The sequence below is a fragment of the Streptomyces sp. NPDC048192 genome (assembly GCF_043202415.1).
Taxonomy (GTDB): domain Bacteria; phylum Actinomycetota; class Actinomycetes; order Streptomycetales; family Streptomycetaceae; genus Streptomyces.
This window is the reverse complement of record NZ_JBIDAL010000006.1, coordinates 226,079-246,045: the sequence shown is the minus strand read 5'-3', so window position 1 is coordinate 246,045 and position 19,967 is coordinate 226,079. Positions and strand designations below refer to the sequence as shown.

14 protein-coding genes are annotated in these 19,967 nt (G+C 72.9%); 11 read left to right on the top strand and 3 right to left on the bottom strand.

Annotated elements, in window-relative coordinates; translation table 11 throughout:
- Positions 1–43 precede the first annotated feature (43 nt).
- The 10 genes from ACGFZN_RS14465 to moeZ all read left to right on the top strand — a co-directional run bounded on the left by ACGFZN_RS14465 (position 44) and on the right by moeZ (position 12,771).
- The gene (locus ACGFZN_RS14465; RefSeq protein ID WP_393858766.1) at positions 44–139 is read left to right on the top strand and encodes an Ms4533A family Cys-rich leader peptide; all 96 of its coding nucleotides are present in this window, start codon (positions 44–46) and stop codon (positions 137–139) included.
- 189 nt (positions 140–328) lie between these two features.
- On the top strand, positions 329–2,047 hold the full coding sequence (locus ACGFZN_RS14460) for an ABC transporter substrate-binding protein (protein ID WP_393858765.1): 1,719 nt from the start codon (positions 329–331) through the stop codon (positions 2,045–2,047).
- A 4-nt stretch (positions 2,048–2,051) separates the two neighbouring features.
- The gene (locus tag ACGFZN_RS14455; protein ID WP_393858764.1) at positions 2,052–3,098 is read left to right on the top strand and encodes an ABC transporter permease; all 1,047 of its coding nucleotides are present in this window, start codon (positions 2,052–2,054) and stop codon (positions 3,096–3,098) included.
- Positions 3,095–4,093 (top strand): ABC transporter permease, encoded by a 999-nt coding sequence (locus tag ACGFZN_RS14450; RefSeq protein WP_393858763.1) that lies wholly within the window; start codon positions 3,095–3,097, stop codon positions 4,091–4,093. Before ACGFZN_RS14455 ends, ACGFZN_RS14450 begins: the two co-directional genes overlap by 4 nt.
- The gene (locus ACGFZN_RS14445) at positions 4,090–5,682 is read left to right on the top strand and encodes an ABC transporter ATP-binding protein (protein WP_393858762.1); all 1,593 of its coding nucleotides are present in this window, start codon (positions 4,090–4,092) and stop codon (positions 5,680–5,682) included. Before ACGFZN_RS14450 ends, ACGFZN_RS14445 begins: the two co-directional genes overlap by 4 nt.
- Before the next feature lie 284 nt (positions 5,683–5,966).
- Positions 5,967–7,718, top strand: a complete 1,752-nt coding sequence (locus ACGFZN_RS14440) for a DUF3492 domain-containing protein (protein ID WP_393858761.1) — start codon at positions 5,967–5,969, stop codon at positions 7,716–7,718.
- Positions 7,719–8,275: 557 nt separating this feature from the next.
- Positions 8,276–9,355, top strand: a complete 1,080-nt coding sequence (locus tag ACGFZN_RS14435; RefSeq protein ID WP_393858760.1) for a hypothetical protein — start codon at positions 8,276–8,278, stop codon at positions 9,353–9,355.
- Positions 9,356–9,832: 477 nt separating this feature from the next.
- Entirely contained in the window at positions 9,833–10,792 is a 960-nt protein-coding gene (locus ACGFZN_RS14430; RefSeq protein WP_393858759.1) for an NAD-dependent epimerase/dehydratase family protein, read from the top strand.
- On the top strand, positions 10,780–11,529 hold the full coding sequence (locus tag ACGFZN_RS14425) for a spherulation-specific family 4 protein (protein ID WP_393858758.1): 750 nt from the start codon (positions 10,780–10,782) through the stop codon (positions 11,527–11,529). Before ACGFZN_RS14430 ends, ACGFZN_RS14425 begins: the two co-directional genes overlap by 13 nt.
- A gap of 63 nt (positions 11,530–11,592) precedes the next feature.
- Entirely contained in the window at positions 11,593–12,771 is a 1,179-nt protein-coding gene (gene moeZ / locus ACGFZN_RS14420) for an adenylyltransferase/sulfurtransferase MoeZ (RefSeq protein ID WP_330337929.1), read from the top strand.
- Between the two features lie 161 nt (positions 12,772–12,932).
- Here the strand turns inward: moeZ and ACGFZN_RS14415 are convergent, their stop codons facing one another.
- From ACGFZN_RS14415 to ACGFZN_RS14405, 3 genes are all read right to left on the bottom strand, one after another.
- Positions 12,933–14,489, bottom strand: coding sequence for an alpha/beta hydrolase (locus tag ACGFZN_RS14415; protein ID WP_393858757.1), 1,557 nt, complete (start codon positions 14,487–14,489; stop codon positions 12,933–12,935).
- Positions 14,490–14,623: 134 nt separating this feature from the next.
- Complete coding sequence (locus ACGFZN_RS14410; protein WP_393858756.1) at positions 14,624–16,174, bottom strand: alpha/beta hydrolase; 1,551 nt, start codon at positions 16,172–16,174, stop codon at positions 14,624–14,626.
- Between the two features lie 73 nt (positions 16,175–16,247).
- Positions 16,248–19,148 carry a lysylphosphatidylglycerol synthase domain-containing protein gene (locus ACGFZN_RS14405; RefSeq protein WP_393858755.1) on the bottom strand — a complete coding sequence of 967 codons (2,901 nt, stop codon included), beginning with the start codon at positions 19,146–19,148 and terminating at the stop codon, positions 16,248–16,250.
- A 186-nt stretch (positions 19,149–19,334) separates the two neighbouring features.
- Here ACGFZN_RS14405 and ACGFZN_RS14400 point away from each other — a divergent pair, with 186 nt between their 5' ends.
- Positions 19,335–19,721, top strand: coding sequence for an MGMT family protein (locus ACGFZN_RS14400; protein WP_393858754.1), 387 nt, complete (start codon positions 19,335–19,337; stop codon positions 19,719–19,721).
- Positions 19,722–19,967: the final 246 nt, after the last annotated feature.

Below are 19,967 nucleotides of genomic sequence, written 5' to 3'. Positions count from 1 at the left end.
TGTCACATTGACATGAGCGGCCAGGTCGTACATATTTCTGCGCATGTGGTCTAGTCATGCCGAACAGGAGAGCGCAGCCATCGAGCTGGCGCTCATCGGCGTGACCGCGCTCTGCGTGGCCGACATCCACTGTCGCTGACGCCGCCGCCTGGCGCTCGCGTCGCGAATCTCTCTCACCTCCGCCCGTGACCTCCTCACGGCGTTCTCCGACGACCCGGCGCCGAGGCCGACGTCTGCCCGCAGTCGTCTCACTCCTCGTCCACTTGTCTCACTCATCGAGAAATCCTCGATCAGTTTCCTCACGTCACCCCGAGAGGTCGTCATTCCGATGCGTCAACCGTCCGTCATAGCGCGCCGCGTGGCAGCGGCATCCGTCAGCCTGGTCGTGGCAGCGGGCGCCGCCGCCTGCGGCCCGAAGGACAACGATGCCAAGGGCTCCGGTGGCGACTCCGCGCCCCACAAGGGCGGCACCCTCACGGTGCTGAACTCCGAGCCGCAGACCGACTTCGATCCCGCCCGCCTCTACACCTCCGGCGGCGGAAACGTCCCTTCACTGGTCTTCCGCACCCTGACCACCCGCAACCGCGCGAGCGGCGCGGCCGGCGCCAAGGTGGTCCCCGACCTCGCCACCGACACCGGCCGCCCCAGCAAGAACGCGACCGTCTGGACGTACACCTTGAAGAAGGGCCTGGAGTACGAGGACGGCACGCCGATCACCTCCGCCGACATCAAGTACGGCATCGAGCGCTCCTTCGCCCCCGAACTCTCCGGCGGCGCCCCCTACCTGAGGGACTGGCTGGTCGGCGCGGCCGACTACCAGGGGCCGTACAAGGACAAGAAGGGCCTGTCGGCGATCGGGACGCCGGACGCGCGGACCATCGTCTTCCACCTGAACAAGCCCGAGGGCGAGTTCCCGTACCTCGCCACGCAGACGCAGTTCACCCCGGTGCCCAGGAGCAAGGACGACGGCACCAAGTACGAGGCGCACCCGGTCTCCTCCGGCCCGTACAAGGTCGTCAGGAACGAGAACGACGGCGAGCGGCTGATCCTCAAGCGCAACCCCTACTGGTCGTCGGCCGTCGACGACCAGCGCAAGGCCTACCCGGACACCATCGACGTCCGCTCCGGCCTCGACTCCTCGGTGATCAACCAGCGGCTGTCCGCGTCCCAGGGTGCGGACGCGGCCGCGGTCACCACGGACACCAACCTGGGTCCGGCCGAACTCGCCAAGGTCAGCGCTGACAAGGAACTGGCCGCGCGCGTGGGCACCGGCCACTTCGGCTACACGAACTACATCGCGTTCAACCCGACCGTGAAGCCCTTCGACAACCCGAAGGTGCGCGAGGCGATCGCCTACGCCGTCGACCGGTCCTCGGTGGTCAACGCGGCCGGCGGCAGCGCGCTCGCCGAGCCCGCCACCACCTTCCTGCCGGACCAGAAGTCCTTCGGCTACACGCCGTACGACCCGTTCCCGGCCGGCGCGTCCGGCAACCCGGCCAAGGCGAAGGAACTGCTCGCCCAGGCGGGCTACAAGAACGGGCTCACCGTCACGCTGACCCACTCCAACGCCAAGGACTTCGAGACCAGCCCGGAGATCGCGACCTCCCTCCAGGACGCCCTGAAGAAGGCCGGCATCACGGTCAGGCTCCAGGGCCTGGAGGACAACGACTACCGGGACACGATCCACAGCGTGAAGACCGAACCCGGGTTCTTCCTCGCCCACTGGGGCGCCGACTGGCCCTCCGGCGGTCCCTTCCTCGCCCCGATCTTCGACGGCCGGCAGATCGTCAAGGACGGCGCGAACTTCAACACGGGCCTGCTCAACGACAAGTCGGTCAATGCCGAGATTGACGCGATCAACAAGTTGACCGACCTTGACGCGGCCGCCAAGCGCTGGGGCGCCCTGGACAAGAAGATCGGGGAGAAGGCCCTCGTCGTGCCGCTGTTCCACCCGGTCTACAAGCGCCTGTACGGCAAGGACGTCAGGAACATCGTCATCAGCGACTGGACCGGCGTGCTGGACATCTCCCAGGTCGCGGTGAAGTAGACCCGTGAGCGAGGCACTTGCCGCCGTCGAGACCGCCGGGACGCAGCCGTCCGTCCCGGCGGTCTCGGGGGCCCGTCAGTTCTGGCGGCGGCTGCGCGCGCAGCGCGCCGCCCTGGTCGCCGGCGCCGTCGTCGCGCTGCTCGTCCTGGTCGCGCTCGCCGCGCCGCTGCTCACCGCCCTGGAGGGCCAGGACCCCACCACCTACCACCCGTCCCTGATCGACTCCGCGCGCGGAGGGGTGCCCGTCGGCTCCCTCGGCGGCATCGGCGCCGGCCACTGGCTGGGCGTCGAGCCGCAGACCGGCCGCGACCTGTTCGCCCGGCTCGTCTACGGCGCACGGGTCTCACTGGGCGTCGCCTTCGCGGCCACGGTGGTGCAGATCGCCATCGGCGTCGCGGTCGGGGTGGGCGCCGCGCTCGGCAACCGATGGGTTGATCAACTGCTGAGCCGGGTCACGGACGTCATCGTGTCGATGCCGCTCATGATCATGTCGTTGGCCCTGCTGGCCATCGTGCCGGCCGGGTTTCCGCGACCGGTCCTGGTCGCCCTGGTCATCGGCCTGATCGCCTGGGGCAACATCGCCAAGATCGTACGGGCCCAGACGCTCTCCCTGAAGGGGCTCGACTACGTCCTCGCCGCCCGGCTGAGCGGCTGGGGCGCCTGGCGCGTCGCCCGCCGGGAACTGCTGCCCGGACTCGCCGCGCCCGTCATCACCTACGCCGCGCTGCTGGTGCCCACGAACATCACCGTCGAGGCGGCGCTGTCGTTCCTCGGCGTCGGCGTGAAGCCGCCCACCCCCTCCTGGGGACAGATGCTCACCGCCGCCGACGTCTGGTACCAGGCCGCGCCGCAGTACCTGCTGCTGCCGGCCGGCGCCCTGTTCGTCACCGTCCTCGCCCTCACCGTCCTCGGCGACGGCGTACGCACCGCCCTCGACCCACGCGCCGCCTCCCGCCTGCGCGTCGGCACCGGCCGCAAGGACCCGACCCCACCCGGCAAGCCCGAGGAGCCCGGGAAGCCGGGGGAGCCCCGGAAGGAGGCCACCGCATGAGCGGCTTCGGCGGATTCCTGCTGCGCCGCGCCGTCGGCGTCGTGGTGACCCTGCTCGCCATTTCGCTGATCGTCTACGTCGTCTTCTACGTCACTCCCGGCGACGTCGCCCAGATCACCTGCGGCCCGCGCTGCTCCCCGGCACAGGTGCACCAGGTCGCCCAGCAGCTCAAGCTCGGCGACCCCCTCTACCTGCGCTACTGGCACTTCCTGCAAGGGCTCCTGGCCGGACAGGACTTCTCCACCGGCACCGCCGTCGAGCACTGCGCCGCGCCCTGCCTGGGGGAGTCGTACCGCACCGACCAGCAGGTCCTGGACATCATCCTGACCAAGCTGCCGGTGAGCCTCTCGCTCGTGTTCGGCGCCATGGTCGTATGGCTCGTGCTGGGCGTCGGCACCGGTGTGCTGTCCGCGTGGCGGCGCGGCCGCGTCTCCGAGCGCGTCCTGACCGCGATCACCCTCGCGGGCACCGCCACGCCGGTCTTCGTCATCGGCCTGGTGCTGATGATCGTCGTCTGCGGCGAACTGCAGTGGCTGCCCTTCCCGCAGTACGTGAGCCTCACGGACGACCCCGAGCAATGGGCGTGGAACCTGCTGCTGCCCTGGCTCTCGCTCGCCCTCATCGAGGCGGCGGCCTTCGCCCGCCTCACCCGCGCCGCCATGCTGGAGACCCTCGCCGAGGACCACATCCGCACCTTCCGCGCGTACGGCGTCGCCGAGCGCTCCATCGTCGGCCGGCACGCCCTGCGCGGCGCCCTGGCGCCCGTGATCGCGCTGAACGCCAACAACGTCGGCTCGGCCGTCGGCGGCGCCGTCCTCACCGAGACCCTCTTCGGACTGCCCGGCATCGGCCAGGAGCTGGTGCACGCGGTGACCGTCGTGGATCTGCCGGTGGTCGTCGGCATGGTCCTGGTCATCGGCTTCTTCGTGGTCCTCGCCAACGCCGTCGCGGACGTCCTGTACGCGGTGGCCGACCGACGGGTGGTGCTCTCATGAGCCTGGTGGACGTCACGGACCTGACCGTCGGGTTCGGCCCGCTGCGGGCCGTCGACGGCCTCTCCTTCAGCCTGGCGAAGGGCGCCGCGCTGGCCCTCGTCGGCGAGTCCGGCTCCGGCAAGTCCACGGTCGCGGGCGCCCTGCTGGGTCTGCACCGCGGCACCGGAGCCCGGGTCACCGGCTCGGTCCGCGTCGCCGGCACGGACGTGCAGGCCGCCACGGAGGAGGAGCTGCGGCGGCTGCGCGGCGCCGGGGCCGCGATGGTCTTCCAGGACCCGCTGTCCTCGCTGGACCCGTACTACGCGATCGGCGACCAGATCGCCGAGGTGTACCGCGTGCACGCGCGCGTGTCGCGCCGTACCGCACGCGCGCGTGCCGTCGAGGTGCTGGACAGGGTGGGGATTCCCGACGCGGCACGGCGGGCACGGTCCCGCCCGCACGAGTTCAGCGGCGGCATGCGCCAGCGCGCGCTCATCGCCATGGCGCTGGCCTGCGAGCCGGAACTGCTGATCGCCGACGAGCCGACCACCGCCCTCGACGTCACCGTCCAGGCGCAGATCCTCGACCTGCTGCACACGCTGCGCGAGGAGACCGGCATGGGCCTGCTGCTCGTCACCCACGACGTGGGCGTCGCCGCCGAGAGCGTGGACGACGTCCTCGTCATGCGGCACGGCCGCGTCGTCGAGCACGGCCCGGTCGGCACGGTCCTCGCGGCGCCCGCCGACGCGTACACCCGTGAACTCCTCGACGCCGTCCCGCGCGTCGACGCCCGCCGCACCGCCTCCCAGGCCGCCGAGGAGGTCGTCCTGGAAGCCACCGGGGTGAGCCGCGCGTTCGGGCGCGGCAGGCGGGCGTTCACGGCGGTGGACGGCGTCTCGCTGTCCGTGCGCCGCGGCGAGACGCTCGGCGTGGTCGGCGAGAGCGGCAGCGGCAAGACCACGCTCGGCCGCATGCTCGTCGGACTGCTTGCGCCGACCGCCGGCGCGATCCGCTACGAGGGCCGCCCGCACACCGGTGTGAACCCGGCGGTCCAGATGGTCTTCCAGGACCCCGTGTCCTCCCTCAACCCCCGCCGCAGCGTGGGCGAGTCCATCGCCGATCCGCTCCGCGCGCGCGGCGACCGCGACGAGCAGCGCATCCGGGGGCGCGTGACGGAACTGCTGGAGCGCGTGGGGCTCGACAGGGCGCACTACGACCGCTATCCGCACGAGTTCAGCGGCGGCCAGCGCCAGCGCATCGGCATCGCCCGCGCACTGGCCGCCGAACCACGCGTCATCGTCTGCGACGAGCCGGTCTCCGCGCTCGACGTCACCACCCAGGCCCAGGTGGTCGGACTGCTCGGCGAACTCCAGCGGGAACTCGGCCTCGCCCTGGTCTTCATCGCCCACGACCTCGCCGTCGTACGGCAGGTCAGCGACCGGGTCGCGGTGATGCGCCAGGGGCGGATCGTGGAGTCCGGGCCGGCGGACGAGGTGTACGACAGCCCGCGCGAGCCGTACACCAAGCGGCTCCTCGCCGCCGTACCCGCGCTCGACCCGGAGCTGGCGGCCCGGCGGCGCGCGGCCCGGCGCGCACCGGCCGTGGCGTGATGCGTGGTTGAGGCGGAGCGCGGACCGGGCGCGGACCGGAGCGCGGCGCGAGTGCGCCCGGTCCGGGCCCGCCCGAGGCGTAACGTTTCGTGCACGGACGACGACGCCCTGAGCCCCTAGCGCGGCGGAACGCGACCCGCACGCGAAAGTTACGACCGTTCACCCCTTTTGGTGGCGCGATGGACAACCGTCCGTCGCGCCACCGCCTTGTCCGCTTACGTTCGTCCCGCTGCGAGCCACCGGGACAACGGCGGCTCACCGGACGGGAGATCGGGGGTGCACACGTGCGCATCGGACTGCTTACGGAGGGCGGCTACCCGTATGTGAGCGGTGACGCCGGACTCTGGTGCGACCGGCTCGTGCGCGGGCTCCACCAGCACGAGTTCGACATCTACGCGCTCAGCCGCAGCCGGAGCCAGGAGGACGACGGCTGGGTCCCGCTCCCGCCGCAGGTCGGCAGGGTCCGCACCGCGCCGCTGTGGACCGCCGAGGACGACGCGTGGAGGAGCCACCCGAAGGGCGCCCGTGGAGGCGCGGCCGCGGGAGACGAGCGGGCCCTCGGGCGGCGCGCGCGCCGGCGCTTCGCCGAGTGCTACGGAGAGCTGGTCGGGGCGGTGAGCGCCGGGACCGGGGCCCCCTCCGAGGGGGCGTCCGCCGATCTGGCGGACCGTTTCGGCACAGCGCTGTACGGGCTCGCCGAACTCGCCCGCGAGGAAGGCGGCCTGATCGGCGCCCTGCGCTCGGACACCGCCGTACGCACCCTCGAACGCGCCTGCCGCGCCCCCGGCGCGCTGCGCACGGCGCGCGAGGCGCGCGTACCCGAGCTGCTGATCGTCACCGCACAACTCGAACGCGCCCTGCGCCCCCTCTCCCTCGACTGGTACGGCGACGACGCTCTCGGCGCGGCCGATCTCTGCCACGCCACCGCCGGCGGCCCCGCGGCCCTGCCCGGGCTGCTCGCCCGGCACTTCTGCGACGTGCCGCTGCTCGTCACCGAGTACGGCGTGCAGCTCCGCTCGCACTACCTGACCCTCGGCCCCGACACCGCCGCACCCGCCGTGCGCGCGCTGCTCGGCGCCTTCCACAGCCGGCTCGCCGCCGAGGTCTACCGGCGCGCCGAGATCCTCACCCCCGGCAACTCCCACGCCCGCCGCTGGCAGGAACGGTGCGGCGCCGACCGGGCCCGGATCCGCACCGTCTACCCGGGCATGGACGCCACCCGCTTCGCGGAGGTCGGCGAGGCCCCGGACCGCGCCGCCCCGGACACGCTGGTCTGGGTGGGGCGCGTCGAACCCGCCAAGGACCTGATCTCGCTGCTGCACGCCTTCGCCGAGGTCCGCAAGGAGGAGCCCAAGGCACGCCTGAGGATCATCGGCGCGCCCGCCGGACCCGACGGCGCGTCCTACCTCGGCCACTGCCGGGCACTCGCCGCACAGCTCTTCCCGGACGAGGCCGAGGGCGTGCACGCCGTCGGCGACAACCCGGTGTCCTTCGAGGAGATCGGCGCCCCCGAGGCGCCCACGCTCGCCGAGGCGTACGCCGGCGGAGCCGTCGTCGTGCTGTCCAGCGTGGTCGAAGGCTTCCCGGTCGGCCTGATCGAGGCCATGTTCTGCGGCCGGGCCACGGTGTCCACGGACGTGGGTGCGGTGGTGGAGGTCATCGGCGGCACGGGGCTCGTCGTGCCCCCGCGCAATCCGCGGGCGCTCGCCGAGGCGTGCGTGGCGTTGCTGCGCGACCCCGAGCGCCGTGCGCGGCTCGGCGCCGCCGCACGCGCCCGCGCCCTCGAACTGTTCACCGTCGAGCAGAACATCGCGGCATTTCACGGCATTTACCTGCAGATCGTCTCCCGCTGGCCGGTCCGCCGCGTCGTCCTCGACGAGTCCGGCGAGCCACGGCCGTTCGCCAGCCCCGCCGAGTCCCACGTACCCGGCCACTGGACCGGCCCCACGGCCCGCGTACTCCCCCGGGGCCTCCCCGGCTGGGCCACGAGCACACCGGTACGCGCCACACCGCTGGCCACCGCGGAGGGGGCGTGATGGAGGTTCGGAACGACCGCAGCGAGGGCCGCGGTGGCGAGCACGGGGTGGGGGGCGGTGCTGAGCGGGGTGCCGGGCGCGGGGTGGGGGGCGGTGCCGGGTGCCGTCTTGGGCTCGGTGCTGTGGGCGAGTTGAGCGAGCGGGGCGTCGTGGGGGAGCCGGACGCGCTGCGGGCGGGGGTGCCGGGTGGGCTTGATGTGCTGGGCGCGCGGGTGCCGGGTGGGCTGGACCGGCCCGGGATGCCTCGTGGCGGCGAGCCCTGGGGCGCCGGGGCGGCAGAGCGGTCCGGGGAGGGGGACGGCGGCGAAGGAGACTTGTCCGGCGAGGACAGCCCGTCCGGCGAAGCCTTGTCCGGCGAGGAGACCTTGTCCGATGGGCATGGTTTGTTGCGCAAGCAGAGCGTGAGCAGCGAGGAGGGCCTGTCCCGCACAGAGGGTGCGTTGAGTAACGGGGGACCGGACGACACGAGGGCGGGGCGGGCCGGTGACGGGGATTCCGGGGGCTCGGACTCCGACCGGCGGCGCATCGCCGCACCCCGGCGGGGAGCCGTCGACCCCGTGAAGGCCCTGTTGCACCGGCACCGTGAGCTGTGCGAGCGGGCCGTGGACCCCTTGGAGATCGCCGCCGGGCTGGAGGCACACGGCGTCACCGACCGGACCGCCGCACGTTTCCGCCACCGCGACGTCTTCTCGCTCGCCGAGGAGCTGTACGCGCGCGTGCCGCGAGGCGCCGAGCCGAGCCCGGAACCAGAGCCCCTGCCCGTACCGCGGGTCCGCGCCGGCTGGGTCCTGCTCACGCTGCTGCCCGGCGTCCTCGCCGCCGCCACCGTCGCCGGGCTGCGCCTCACCCACGGCGAGCTCCGGCTGCTCGCCGTCGCCGCCGGCGTGACCGCCGTAGCCCTCGCCACACGTGCCGCGCTGCGCCACGGCCCCCTCGCCGCTCCGGCCGGCACGCGCGCGTGGCGCACGGCGAACGCCACGCGCGCGTGGACCCTCTGGCTGCTCGGGTACGCCCTTTTCGGCGACGGCCTCCTCGAAGCCGTGATCACGGGCGGCCCCGACACCCTGCCGACCGGCGCCCCGGACGGCCCGTGGCCCACGGCCGTCGCGCCCGTCCTGGCCCTCGTCCTGGCCTGCGCCCCGGCGGCCTGCTGCGCCCACCTGCTCACCGCGGGCGCCCGCCGCAGGCTCGCCGGCAGCCGGGGACTGGAGGACTTCACGGCCGCCGCCACACCGCTGCTGTTCGGCACGTTCACCCTGTTCCTGGGCGCGCTCACCGCGGTGCTCCTGGTGTGCGCCACCGTCCTGCACACACCCGCGGCCTACCCGCAGACCTTCGCCCTGGGTGCCGTGCTGCTGCTCGCCCGTCTGCTCGTCGTGCACCGCCACCGGCACGCCCCGGCCGTGGCGCTCGGCGCCGCGGCGGGCACGGAGGCGGCGGCGCTCGCCCTGCCCCTCGCCGGAAGGCTGCCGGGCTGCGCCGTTCTCGCGACCCCGGTGCAGGCCGTGGTGGACGCCTGGGGGGTGGGCGCCGTGCCGGCCCTCACCTGCGGTGCCGCCGCGCTGGCTCTGCTGTGCCACGCGGCCCGCACCCTCACCCGGGCCACGGCACACGCGCCCACGGGAGTCCCCGAATGACCGTCCGCCGCCGGCCCGGGTCACCGCCGGAGGCGACCGCACCACCCCTTTTGAAGGAGAAAGCCAGATGACCACCTCCCGACCCGGAGCGTCCGGGGCCCCCGGAACCGCCGGTGCGTCCCCAGCCGCCGCAGGCACAGGCGCCGCCGGGACCGCCGGAACCGGAGTCCGGGGAACCACCGGATCCGCCGGCACCGTGAACACGGGCGGACCCACTACATCGTCCGGATCCGCCGGCACCGTGAACACGGGCGGACCCGCCACACCGTCCGGCCCCACCGCACGGCCCTGGCCGACCGCACTCTCCTGGCCCACCACGCCGAACCGGCCCAGCGCAGGGCTGCGCGCCGGCGGTCACGTGGCCGACGCAAGTGGCGCAGGCCTCAGCGGGCACACCGCGCCTGCCGGTCGAGCCGCCACCCACCCCCGCCACCGGCCAGCCGGCCACACCGGCGCATACACCCCGGGAGCCGCCCGATGAGGGTTCTGCTGATCGGAGCCAACGGATACATCGGCCGCTTCGTCGCCGACCGCCTGCTCGCCGACCCGGCCGTCCAGCTCACCGCGCTCGGCCGCGGCGACGACGCCGACGTCCGCTTCGACCTCGCCACCGGCAGCCCCGGCGCGCTCACCCGCTTCCTCGACGCGGTCCACCCCGGCGTCGTCATCAACTGCGCCGGCGCCATCCGCGGCGGCGCCCGCGAACTGACCCGGCACAACACCGTGGCCGTCGCCACCGTCTGCGAGGCCCTGCGCCGCAGTGGCTGCGGGGCCCGGCTGGTGCAGATCGGGTGCGGCTCCGAATACGGGCCGAGCCAGCCCGGCTCCTCCACCGCCGAGGACGCCGTACCGCGCCCCGGCGGCCCGTACGGCGTGAGCAAGCTCGCCGCGACCGAACTGGTCCTCGGCTCCGGCCTGGACGCCGTCGTGCTGCGGGTCTTCTCGCCGGCCGGACCCGGCACCCCGGCCGGCTCCCCGCTGGGCCGGCTCGCCGAGGCCATGCGCCGCGCCATGCAGTCCGGCGACGGCGAACTCAAGCTCGCGGGCCTCGGCGTGCAGCGCGACTTCGTCGACGTGCGCGACGTCGCCCGCGCCGTGCACGCCGCCTCGCTCTCCGCCGCGCAGGGCGTGATCAACATCGGCTCCGGCCGCGCCGTCCGGCTCCGCGACGCCGCCGCCGTCCTCGCGCGCGTGGCCGGATACGGCGGCGCCCTGCACGAACTCGACGCCCCGCCCGGACCGCTGCGCAGCGCCATCGGCCACCCCCGCGGCGACGCCGACCACACGGCCCCGGTGGCATACCCGTACCCGGACGGCTGCGGCAGCTGGCAGCAGGCCGACGTGCGCACCGCGCGCGACCGGCTCGGCTGGCGGCCCCGCATCAACCTCGAAGAATCCCTGGCCGACATCTGGATGGAGGCGGCATGCCGCATCTGACCAGCACCACCGCGGGCGCCACGAGCACCGGCCTGCGCACCGCCCTCGGCATCCCCGGCTACGCCCACCCCCTCGTGGCCCCCGCCCAGTGGGACGAACTGGCCCGCCCGGGCGTCCCCCTGGACTGGGTGGTCCTGGACGTGGCCCAGGGCCCCGGCACCCGTCCCGACCCGCACTGCCTGGAGGCGGCGGGCCGGCTGCGGGGCGCCGGCGTCCGTGTCCTCGGTCACCTGGACCTCGTCCACGGCGCCCGCGCCTTCCCCGACCTGATCTCCGACGCCCACCGCCACCTCGACTGGTACCGGGTCGACGGCTTCCTGCTGGACCGCTGTCCCACCGAGCGGACCGTGCTCGCCGAGGTCCGCCGCGCGGTCACCACGCTCCGGGCGATCAGTGACTCCGCCCACATCGTCCTCGGCCACGGCAGCCATCCGCACCCCGGTTACGCGGAGAACGCCGACCAGCTGGTGACCTTCTCCGGCGCCTGGTCCGACTACCGCTGGTCGCAGGTGGCCGAGTGGACCGCCGACTATCCGCCGGACCGCTTCTGCCACTTCGTGCACGGCGTGCCGCGCGGCCACCTGGAGGAGGCCCTGCGCATCGCCCGCTGGCAGGGCGCCGCGACGATCTACTTCACCGACCGCACGGACCGCGGCGGCCGCGCCGACCCGTGGGAGACGATGCCCGGCTACTGGGACGAAATCGTCTCGCGCATCGGAACAGGTGTCTCGGAATGAAGAAGGCCGTGGCAGTGTTACGGGGAGAACAACTGTAGTGATTGACCGACCAACGGAGTCCCCGTGTCGCTGCCACCCCTGGTCGAGCCAGCTCCTGAGCTCACCGTAGACGAGGTCCGCAGGTACTCCCGCCACCTGATCATCCCCGACGTGGGCATGGACGGGCAGAAGCGGCTGAAGAACGCCAAGGTGCTCTGTGTGGGCGCCGGCGGCCTGGGCTCGCCGGCGCTGATGTACCTGGCCGCCGCGGGCGTGGGCACCCTCGGCATCGTGGAGTTCGACGAGGTCGACGAGTCGAACCTGCAGCGCCAGATCATCCACAGCCAGTCCGACATCGGCCGCTCCAAGGCGGAGTCCGCCCGGGACACCGTCAAGGGCATCAACCCGTACGTGAACGTGGTCCTGCACGAGGAGCGGCTCGAGGCCGACAACGTGATGGACCTGTTCAGCCAGTACGACCTGATCATCGACGGCACGGACAACTTCGCGACCCGCTACCTGGTCAACGACGCGTGCGTGCTGCTGAACAAGCCGTACGTGTGGGGTTCGATCTACCGCTTCGACGGCCAGGCCTCCGTCTTCTGGTCCGAGCACGGCCCCTGCTACCGCTGCCTCTACCCGGAGCCCCCGCCCCCCGGCATGGTCCCCTCCTGCGCCGAGGGCGGCGTCCTGGGCGTGCTGTGCGCGTCCATCGGCTCCATCCAGGTCAACGAGGCCATCAAGCTCCTCGCTGGCATCGGCGAGCCGCTCGTCGGCCGCCTGATGATCTACGACGCCCTGGAGATGACCTACCGCCAGGTCAAGGTCCGCAAGGACCCCAACTGCGCGGTCTGCGGCGAGAACCCGACCGTCACCGAGCTCATCGACTACGAGGCCTTCTGCGGCGTCGTGTCCGAGGAGGCCCAGGCGGCGGCCGCCGACTCCACGATCACTCCGAAGCAGCTCAAGGAGTGGATCGACGACGGCGAGAACATCGAGATCATCGACGTCCGCGAGCCGAACGAGTACGAGATCGTCTCCATCCCCGGCGCCCGGCTGATCCCGAAGAACGAGTTCCTCATGGGCACCGCCCTGGAGACCCTGCCGCAGGACAAGAAGATCGTCCTGCACTGCAAGACGGGCGTCCGCAGTGCGGAAGTCCTCGCGGTCCTGAAGTCCGCGGGCTTCTCCGACGCCGTCCACGTCGGCGGCGGCGTCATCGGCTGGGTCAACCAGATCGAACCGCACAAGCCGGTCTACTGATCCAACCCGCCGGCCGACCAGCACGGCGACGGAAGCCCACGGCCCTGCCCAGCGCGGACGCCGTGGGCTTCTGCCGTTTCCGGCCGCCGCCGACCGTTCCCGGACGGTGGCGGGGCGGAACCGTCGGCGGCGCTCCGGGCGGGTCCAGGCCTCCGGTCGGGTCAGGAGCAGACCGTGCCGTCCTTCGGCACCGTCCCGTTGAGCAGGTAGGCGTTCACCGTGGAGTCGACACAGTCGCTGCCGTTGCCGTACGCCCCGTGGCCCTCGCCCTTCCAGGTGAGCTCGATGCCGACGCCCTTGCCCAGTTCGTCGGCCATTCTGCGGGCGCCCTCGTAGGGTGTCGCCGGGTCGCCGGTGTTGCCGACCAGCAGGATCGGCGCCGCTCCGGGCGCGCTGACCTGCGGGGTGGCGTACTGGCCCGGTACCGGCCAGTCGTGGCACCAGCCGGCGGTGTCCCAGCCGAGGAAGTCCCCGAACACCGGCGAGATCTGCTCGAAGCGCGCCAGCCGCCGCTTGGTCTCGGCGAGCGTCGGCCGCTCCCTCTCGTCCAGGCACGATATGACCCGCTGGGAGTGGGACGTCGTGCCGTAGTGGCCTGCCGAGTCCCGTTCGTCGTAGTCGTCGGCGAGCGCCAGCAGCGACGAGCCGTCGCCCTTCTCCGCCGCGTCGAGGGCAGCGGTCAGCCTCGGCCAGCTGGACTCGCTGTAGAGCGGGAGGACGATCCCGGTCACCGCCAGAGTCTCGGTCAGCTTCCGCCCGGACGACGTCGGCAGGGGGCGCGCGTCGATCCGCTTCAGCAAGGCCGCGATCTGCCGGGTGCCCTGGCCGGGATTCCGGCCGGTGGACTCCAGGTAGTCGTCCAGCGCCCGCTGGAAGCCGCGGGTCTGGTTCTCGGCCTGGCCCACCGTGTCCGCGGTCGGGTCTACCACCGCGTCGAGGACCATCCGGCCCACCCGCTTCGGGAACAAGTGGGCATACACACCGCCGAGTTCGGTGCCGTAGGAGATGCCGAAGTAGCGGAGCCTGGCGTCGCCGAGGACCTGGCGCATCAGGTCCATGTCGCGGGCGGTGTCGGTGGTGGACACATGGGCCAGCAGCGGGCCGGCGGCCTTCTGGCAGCCCCTGCCGAAGCCGGCGGCGTCCTGGAGGAACGCCTTCTCCTCCTCCGGGGTGTCCGGCGTGGCGTCCACGTCCTCGGCGGCCTCGATCTGCCGGTCGCTGCGGCAGCGCACGCCCCCGCTCGCGCCTACTCCGCGCGGGTCCCAGCTCACCAGGTCGTAGCGCTCGTGGAGCTTGGAGACGGTGCTTGCGTAGTACGGCATCATCTCCAGGCCCGAGCCGCCGGGGCCGCCGAAGTCGAACAGCAGGGAACCGGCGCGGTTGCCTCCGGTCGCCTGGGCGCGGATCAGCGCGAGGCCGATCGTCGTACCGTCCGGCCGGGACCAGTCGAGGGGCACCTTGAGGGTCGCGCACCGCCAGTCGTCGCCTGGTGCGGGGGAGTCGCCCCGGGCCGTGCAGCGGTGCCAGTCGAGGCGCTGGGAGGTGAGGGAGGCGGGCAGGTCCGTCGCCGCAGCCGGCGGGGGAGCGGCGCTCGCCATCCCGCCGGGGGCGTCCCCGTGTTCCTTGGCGTCGCCGCCCCCGCCCGACGAACCGCCGCCGCAGCCGGCCATCAGCAGCGCCGCGGCCACCGCGGCCGTCCAGCGCAGGAATCGCCTCATGGGCACCCCCCTCACGGGCCCGTCGCGTCGTCCCGCGCCGGGCGTTCACGCCATGGTAGGCACAGTGGCCGGAGCCCCGGGCGGCCTGTGGATAACCGTCTGACCTGGGGTTTCCCGGTGGAGGAGGGTGGGTGTCAGGAGCAGACCGTGCCGGCCTTCGGCTCCCGTCCGTCCAGGAGGTAGCCGTTCACCGCGCTCTGCACGCATCGGTTCTTGCTGTCGTACGCACCGTGTCCCTGGCCCTTGTACGTCAGCTCGACGGCGACGCCCTTGCCGAGTGCGTCGACCATCTTCCTCGCCCCCTCGTACGGGGTGGCCGGGTCGCCGGTGTTGCCGACCACGAGAATCGGCGCGGAACCGGGGGCGCTGACGTCGGGGTGGTCGGCGGCGCCCGCCACGGGCCAGTCGGTGCAGCTGAGCATGCCCCAGGCCAGGAAGTCCCCGAACAGCGGGGAGGCGGAGCGGAATTCGGGCAGCTTCTGCTGGACCTGGCCGACGGTGTACCGCTGCTTCTCGTCCGCGCAGTTGATGGCGATGTTCGCGGCGGTGATGTTGCTGTACTCGCCGTCCTGGCTGCGGCCGTTCATGGCGTCGGACAGCAGCATCAGGACCCTGCCGTCACCGGCGTAGGCCTGCTCGAGGCCCTCGGTGAGGTACTCCCAGAAGTCCTTGGAGTACAGGGACTGCGCGATGCCGTTCGTCGCGGCGGTCTGGGTGAGCGGACGCGGCGGAATGCCCGGAATCGGCTTCTTGTCCAGGCTGTTCAGCAGTTTCGCGATGCGGTTCTTCACGTCCTGCGGGGTGGAGCCGACCGGGCATTCCGTGGTCTTCGAGGTGCAGTCCTCGGCGAAGTTGTCCAGCGCGAGCTGGAAGCCCTTGGCCTGCCCGAGCGCGCTCTGCTCGGGGTCCTGCGTGGGGTCGACGACGGCGTCGAGCACGGCCCGGCCGACGTGCCGCGGGAACAGGTGGGCGTACACGCCGCCGAGTTCGGTGCCGTAGGAGATGCCGAAGTAGTGCAGCTTCGCGTCACCGAGGACCTGGCGCATCAGGTCCATGTCGCGGGCCGCGTCGGTGGTCCCCACGTGCGGCAGGATCTTCTTGGAGTTCGCCTCGCAGGCGGCGTTGAACTGCTTGGTGCGCTGCAGCAGCGCGGCGCGCTCCGCGCTGTCGTCGGGGGTTGCGTCCTGCTGGAAGTACTCGTCCAGCTGGGAGTCGCTCTCGCACTTCACCGGCGCGCTGCGGCCCACCCCGCGCGGGTCGAAACTCACCAGGTCGTAGCGGGTGCGCAGGGTCTCGTAGTCCGAGGCGAACGCGGGCAGCGAGCTGACGCCGCTGCCGCCGGGGCCGCCGAAGTTGAACACGAGCGAGCCGATCCGCCGGCTCGCGGGGCCGCTGGCCCTGGCGCGGATCAGCGCGATGCCGATGGTGTCGCCCTTCGGCTTGCTCCAGTCCAGCGGCGCCCGCATGGTGGCGCACTGCCAGGTGCCGCCGTGGGGCAGCGGCGACGGGGCGCTGCCGCCGCCCTCAGCCTCGGACGGGGCCGGGCAGTCCTTCCAGTCCAGCTTCTGCGTCGCGAGGTCGCCGTCGCCGTCCTGGGCGCCGTTGCCGCATCCGGTCAGCAGGCCGGACAGCAGCAGGGCGGAGCCGGCCAGGGCGGCGGCGCGCAGCCGGGAGGGGTTCGCCATGCTCCCATCCTGGGGGCGCGCACGCCGGGGCGCGCGGGGCGCGGGCCGTACGAGGTACGTCCGCCGCGTGCCGTCACAGGGCTCCCTTGCGGGTGAGCTGGTTGAAGGCGAGCCAGCCCGGCAGCACCGGCAGCCACAGGGTCAGCAGGCGGTACAGCAGGACGGCCGGGGCGGCGACCTCCTTGGGCAGGCCGACGGCGATCAGGCCGACGGTCAGGGTCGCCTCGACGGCGCCCACGCCGCCCGGGGTGGGCGCAGCGGACCCGAGGGCGTTGCCGGCGAGGAACACCACCGCGACGCTGGCGATGCTGAGCGAGGCCGAGCCGTGGCCGAACGCGCGGATGGAGGCGTCCAGGCACATCACGAAGCAGAACGTCAGCAGGAGGATGCCGCCGATGCCGGTGATCAGTTTCTGCGGCCGCTGCAGCACGTCGAGTATGCGGGGCACGACACCTGCGAAAAGCGAGCGCACGCGCGTGACGACGAATTTCCGCAGGAACGGCACGGACGTCACGACGAGCACCAGCACCGCCACCGTCAGCAGGCCCGCGATGACCGTCCGGGACGGCGACAGGGACGGCGTCTTCTCGGTGCCGGTGAGGTAGCCGAAGGACAGCAGCATCAGGATGTGGAAGCCGAGCCCGGCCAGCTGGGAGGCGCCCACGCTCGCCACCGCGAGCCCCGGACGGATGCCCGCGCGCTGCAGATACCGCGTGTTCAAGGCGACGCCGCCGACCGCCGCCGGTGCCACGATCTTCACGAACGACCCGGCCACCTGGGCTCCCACGGCCCGCAGGAACGGCACCCGCTCGGGCACGAACCCCAGAAGCTGCATCGCCGCCGCCACGTAGCTGAGCGCCGAGAAGAGCACGGCCGCCACGACCCAGCCCCACTGGGCGCCCGCGATGAGCGGCCCGAACTCGATGTGCGTGAGCTGCGTCAGCAGGAAGTACGCGCCGATGGCGCCGGCGATGAAACTGATCAGCGTGCGCGGCCGCACCCGCTCCAGCCGGGCGGGCTCCACCGGCGCCTGCGGCCTGATCCGCAGCACCTCGTGGCGGATCTGCGTGAGCAGATCCTCCTCACGCGCTTCCTCCAGGGCCTCGTCGATGGCCCGCTTCTCGGCCCGCGCCTGCGCGCGTACGGCCTTCTTGTCGGCCTTCTTGAGGGCGTCCGTGCCCTGCGCACCGGCTTCCTCCGGGCGCGTCTGCTTGGAGTGCCGGGAGGCCTCCAGCACCGCCTCGCGCTCGCGCTGGGCCTGTTCCCGGGCCAGTTTGCGCAGCGTCGCGCGCGTGGAGCGCGTCAGCGCGATCGGCTGGAGCAGCGGCAGGCAGTCGGCGACCGCGTCGGGCCCGAGCACACGGACCGCCGAGGCCACCGCCCGCTGCGCGCCCACCCGCAGGGCGAGCGTCGTGACCAGCTGGGCCACGTCCATGCGCAGCAGCAGCTCACCGGCCGCGATCTCGCCGCCGCGCAGTTCGGTGAGGATCACATTGCCGGAACGATCCACCAGGATCGCGTCACCCGCGAGCCTGCGGTGGGCGATGCGCCGCGACTGCAGCGCCCGCACCTGCTGCCAGGCCTTGTGCAGCAGCTCGTCGGTGATCTCCTCGTCGGCCAGCGAGTCGAGCGTGCGCCCGCCGGTGTGCTCGTAGACGAGCATGACGGCGTCGGGGCCGAGCTCGGAGGTGGCGATCAGCTTGGGCGCGCTGGCGCCGGCGGCGATGGCCGCGTAGGCCAGCAGCGCCTCCTGTTCCAGCGCCTGGCGCAGCGACTGGAGGCTGGAGCGGGTGGCGAAGCCGCGCAGGGTGAGATTGCGCCACGCGCGGTAGAAGAAGCCCTGGGCCTGCTGTTCCCGGTCCACGACCGTGACGTCCAGCGGCGGGCCGTCCTCCAGGGTGACGAAGTAGCGCCGGCCGCGGTCGCCGTTCTCCGACTCCACGGCCTCCTCGCGGGCCGCGCTCACCGGGTGGAAGCCGACGTGCCGCAGGCCCGCCATGAGCGTCTGCCCGGTGGGGCGCACATTGGGGGAGCCGACCGCGTACAGCGTGCCGTAGGCGACGGTCCAGCCGATCAGCACCGTCAGGATGATCGAGAACGGGGTCGTGTAGCCGGTGACCAGCATCGAGAACGCGTCGAGCAGCAGGACGATCCACAGCACCGCGCGCCATCTGGGTCTGCGTGACATGCCGACGGCCGTCATATAGGCGATGACGGGCGCCAGATAGCCGTGTACGGGATCGGTCAGGGCGTGCAGGTCGCTCGGGGAGGGCTGGGTGAGCGCCTCCTGGATCGAGCCGGGGGCGGCGCGGGCGACCCACAGGTCGGTCGCCAGGGTCACCCCGTGGGCGAGGACCGCGGCGAGGACGCCGTCGGCGATGCGCAGACCGTCGCGTTTGATCAGCCGTTCGATCGCGAAGGCGACCGGCACGAGCAGGATCGCGATGCTGGACGCCAGCCCCGCGATCTTGATGAGCAGGTCGGGGGCCTGACCGGTGCCCTTGTTGATGTCCTGCTCGAAGCCCGAGGTGGTCCCGTGGGCGAACGCGGCGATCGCGAGCAGCACCGCGATGGCGAGCACGCCCACCAGGAGCCGCATGAGATCGGAGGGGCGGTGCACGCGCGCGGGGAGCAGCGGTTCGTCGCCCTCCACCGCCTCGGCGTGCGGATCGCCGTCCCGGCCCGGACCGTGATCGGCAGGCGCGTCCTCCGGGACGTGCGAGTCCTCGGTGTCAGCGTCGGCGTCGGTACGGTCCTCACGCGCGCGCGTGCCGTCGTCCTCGCCGGACGGCTCGTCCCCGGGCGTGGGCGGGCCGGCGTTCTCCGCGCTCTCGCGCGGGCGTGTGCCGTCGTCGGTGCCGGTGGCCGGACCGCTGTCCTGCCGCGCGTCGCCACTGCCCCCGGCCGCCTCGGAGCGCGCGGCGGCGTCAGGGGTGCCCGCCGCGCCTTCGGGGTGCACGCCCTGCTGCTTCATGGTCTCTTCTTGGTCTCGTATCACCAGTCACCGCCCGCACGATGGTGGCATGCCTGACCGGCACACGCGGGCATCAGGGTGCGGATGCGCGGGCGCACAGTCTGCCCCACGCGCCGTCCGCGGGCGAGAGGGCCGCTGCCCGCGGTCCGCGCGGCGATGTCGGTGGGGTGCGGCAGGATGGGGCGAATGAGCGAGCAGAGCCCTGCCCAGGACTCCCACGAGGAGCATGCGGACGCGCTTCCGGAGTACGCCGAGCGGGTCCTCGAGGTCGCCGAGCGGATCCCGCCGGGGCGGGTCATGACGTACGGCGACGTCGCCGAATGGCTCGAGGAAGGCGGACCGCGCCAGGTCGGCCGGGTGATGTCGCTCTACGGCGGCGCCGTCCCGTGGTGGCGGGTCGTCCGGGCCGACGGAGTGCTGCTGCCCGGCCACGAGCTGCGCGCGCTCGCCCACTACCGCGCCGAGGGCACGCCGCTGAAGCAGGCGGCCGCAAGCGCCGAGGGGCACCTGCCGCGGCTCGACATGCGGCGGGCCCGGTGGGACGGCGGGGCGAGTGCGGAGGGTCACACCTGACAGCTTCCGCCATCCGATGCCCCCGATGAGAGGCGCTAGCCCATTCGGGTGACGTCGGGGACTTCCGTGGCATGACGTACGTTCGAGGGATGTGGGACCCGCGTGGCCTGAGCGCTTCGAGGGAAGAAGCGGAAGCCCTGCTTCCGTCCGGTGCGGCGGCGTAGCGTCGGCTGCACGGGTCCCGCTCACCCCGCGGCCACCGTCACGCGCGCGTGACCGCCCGCCCACCAGCACGCACACCAGGAC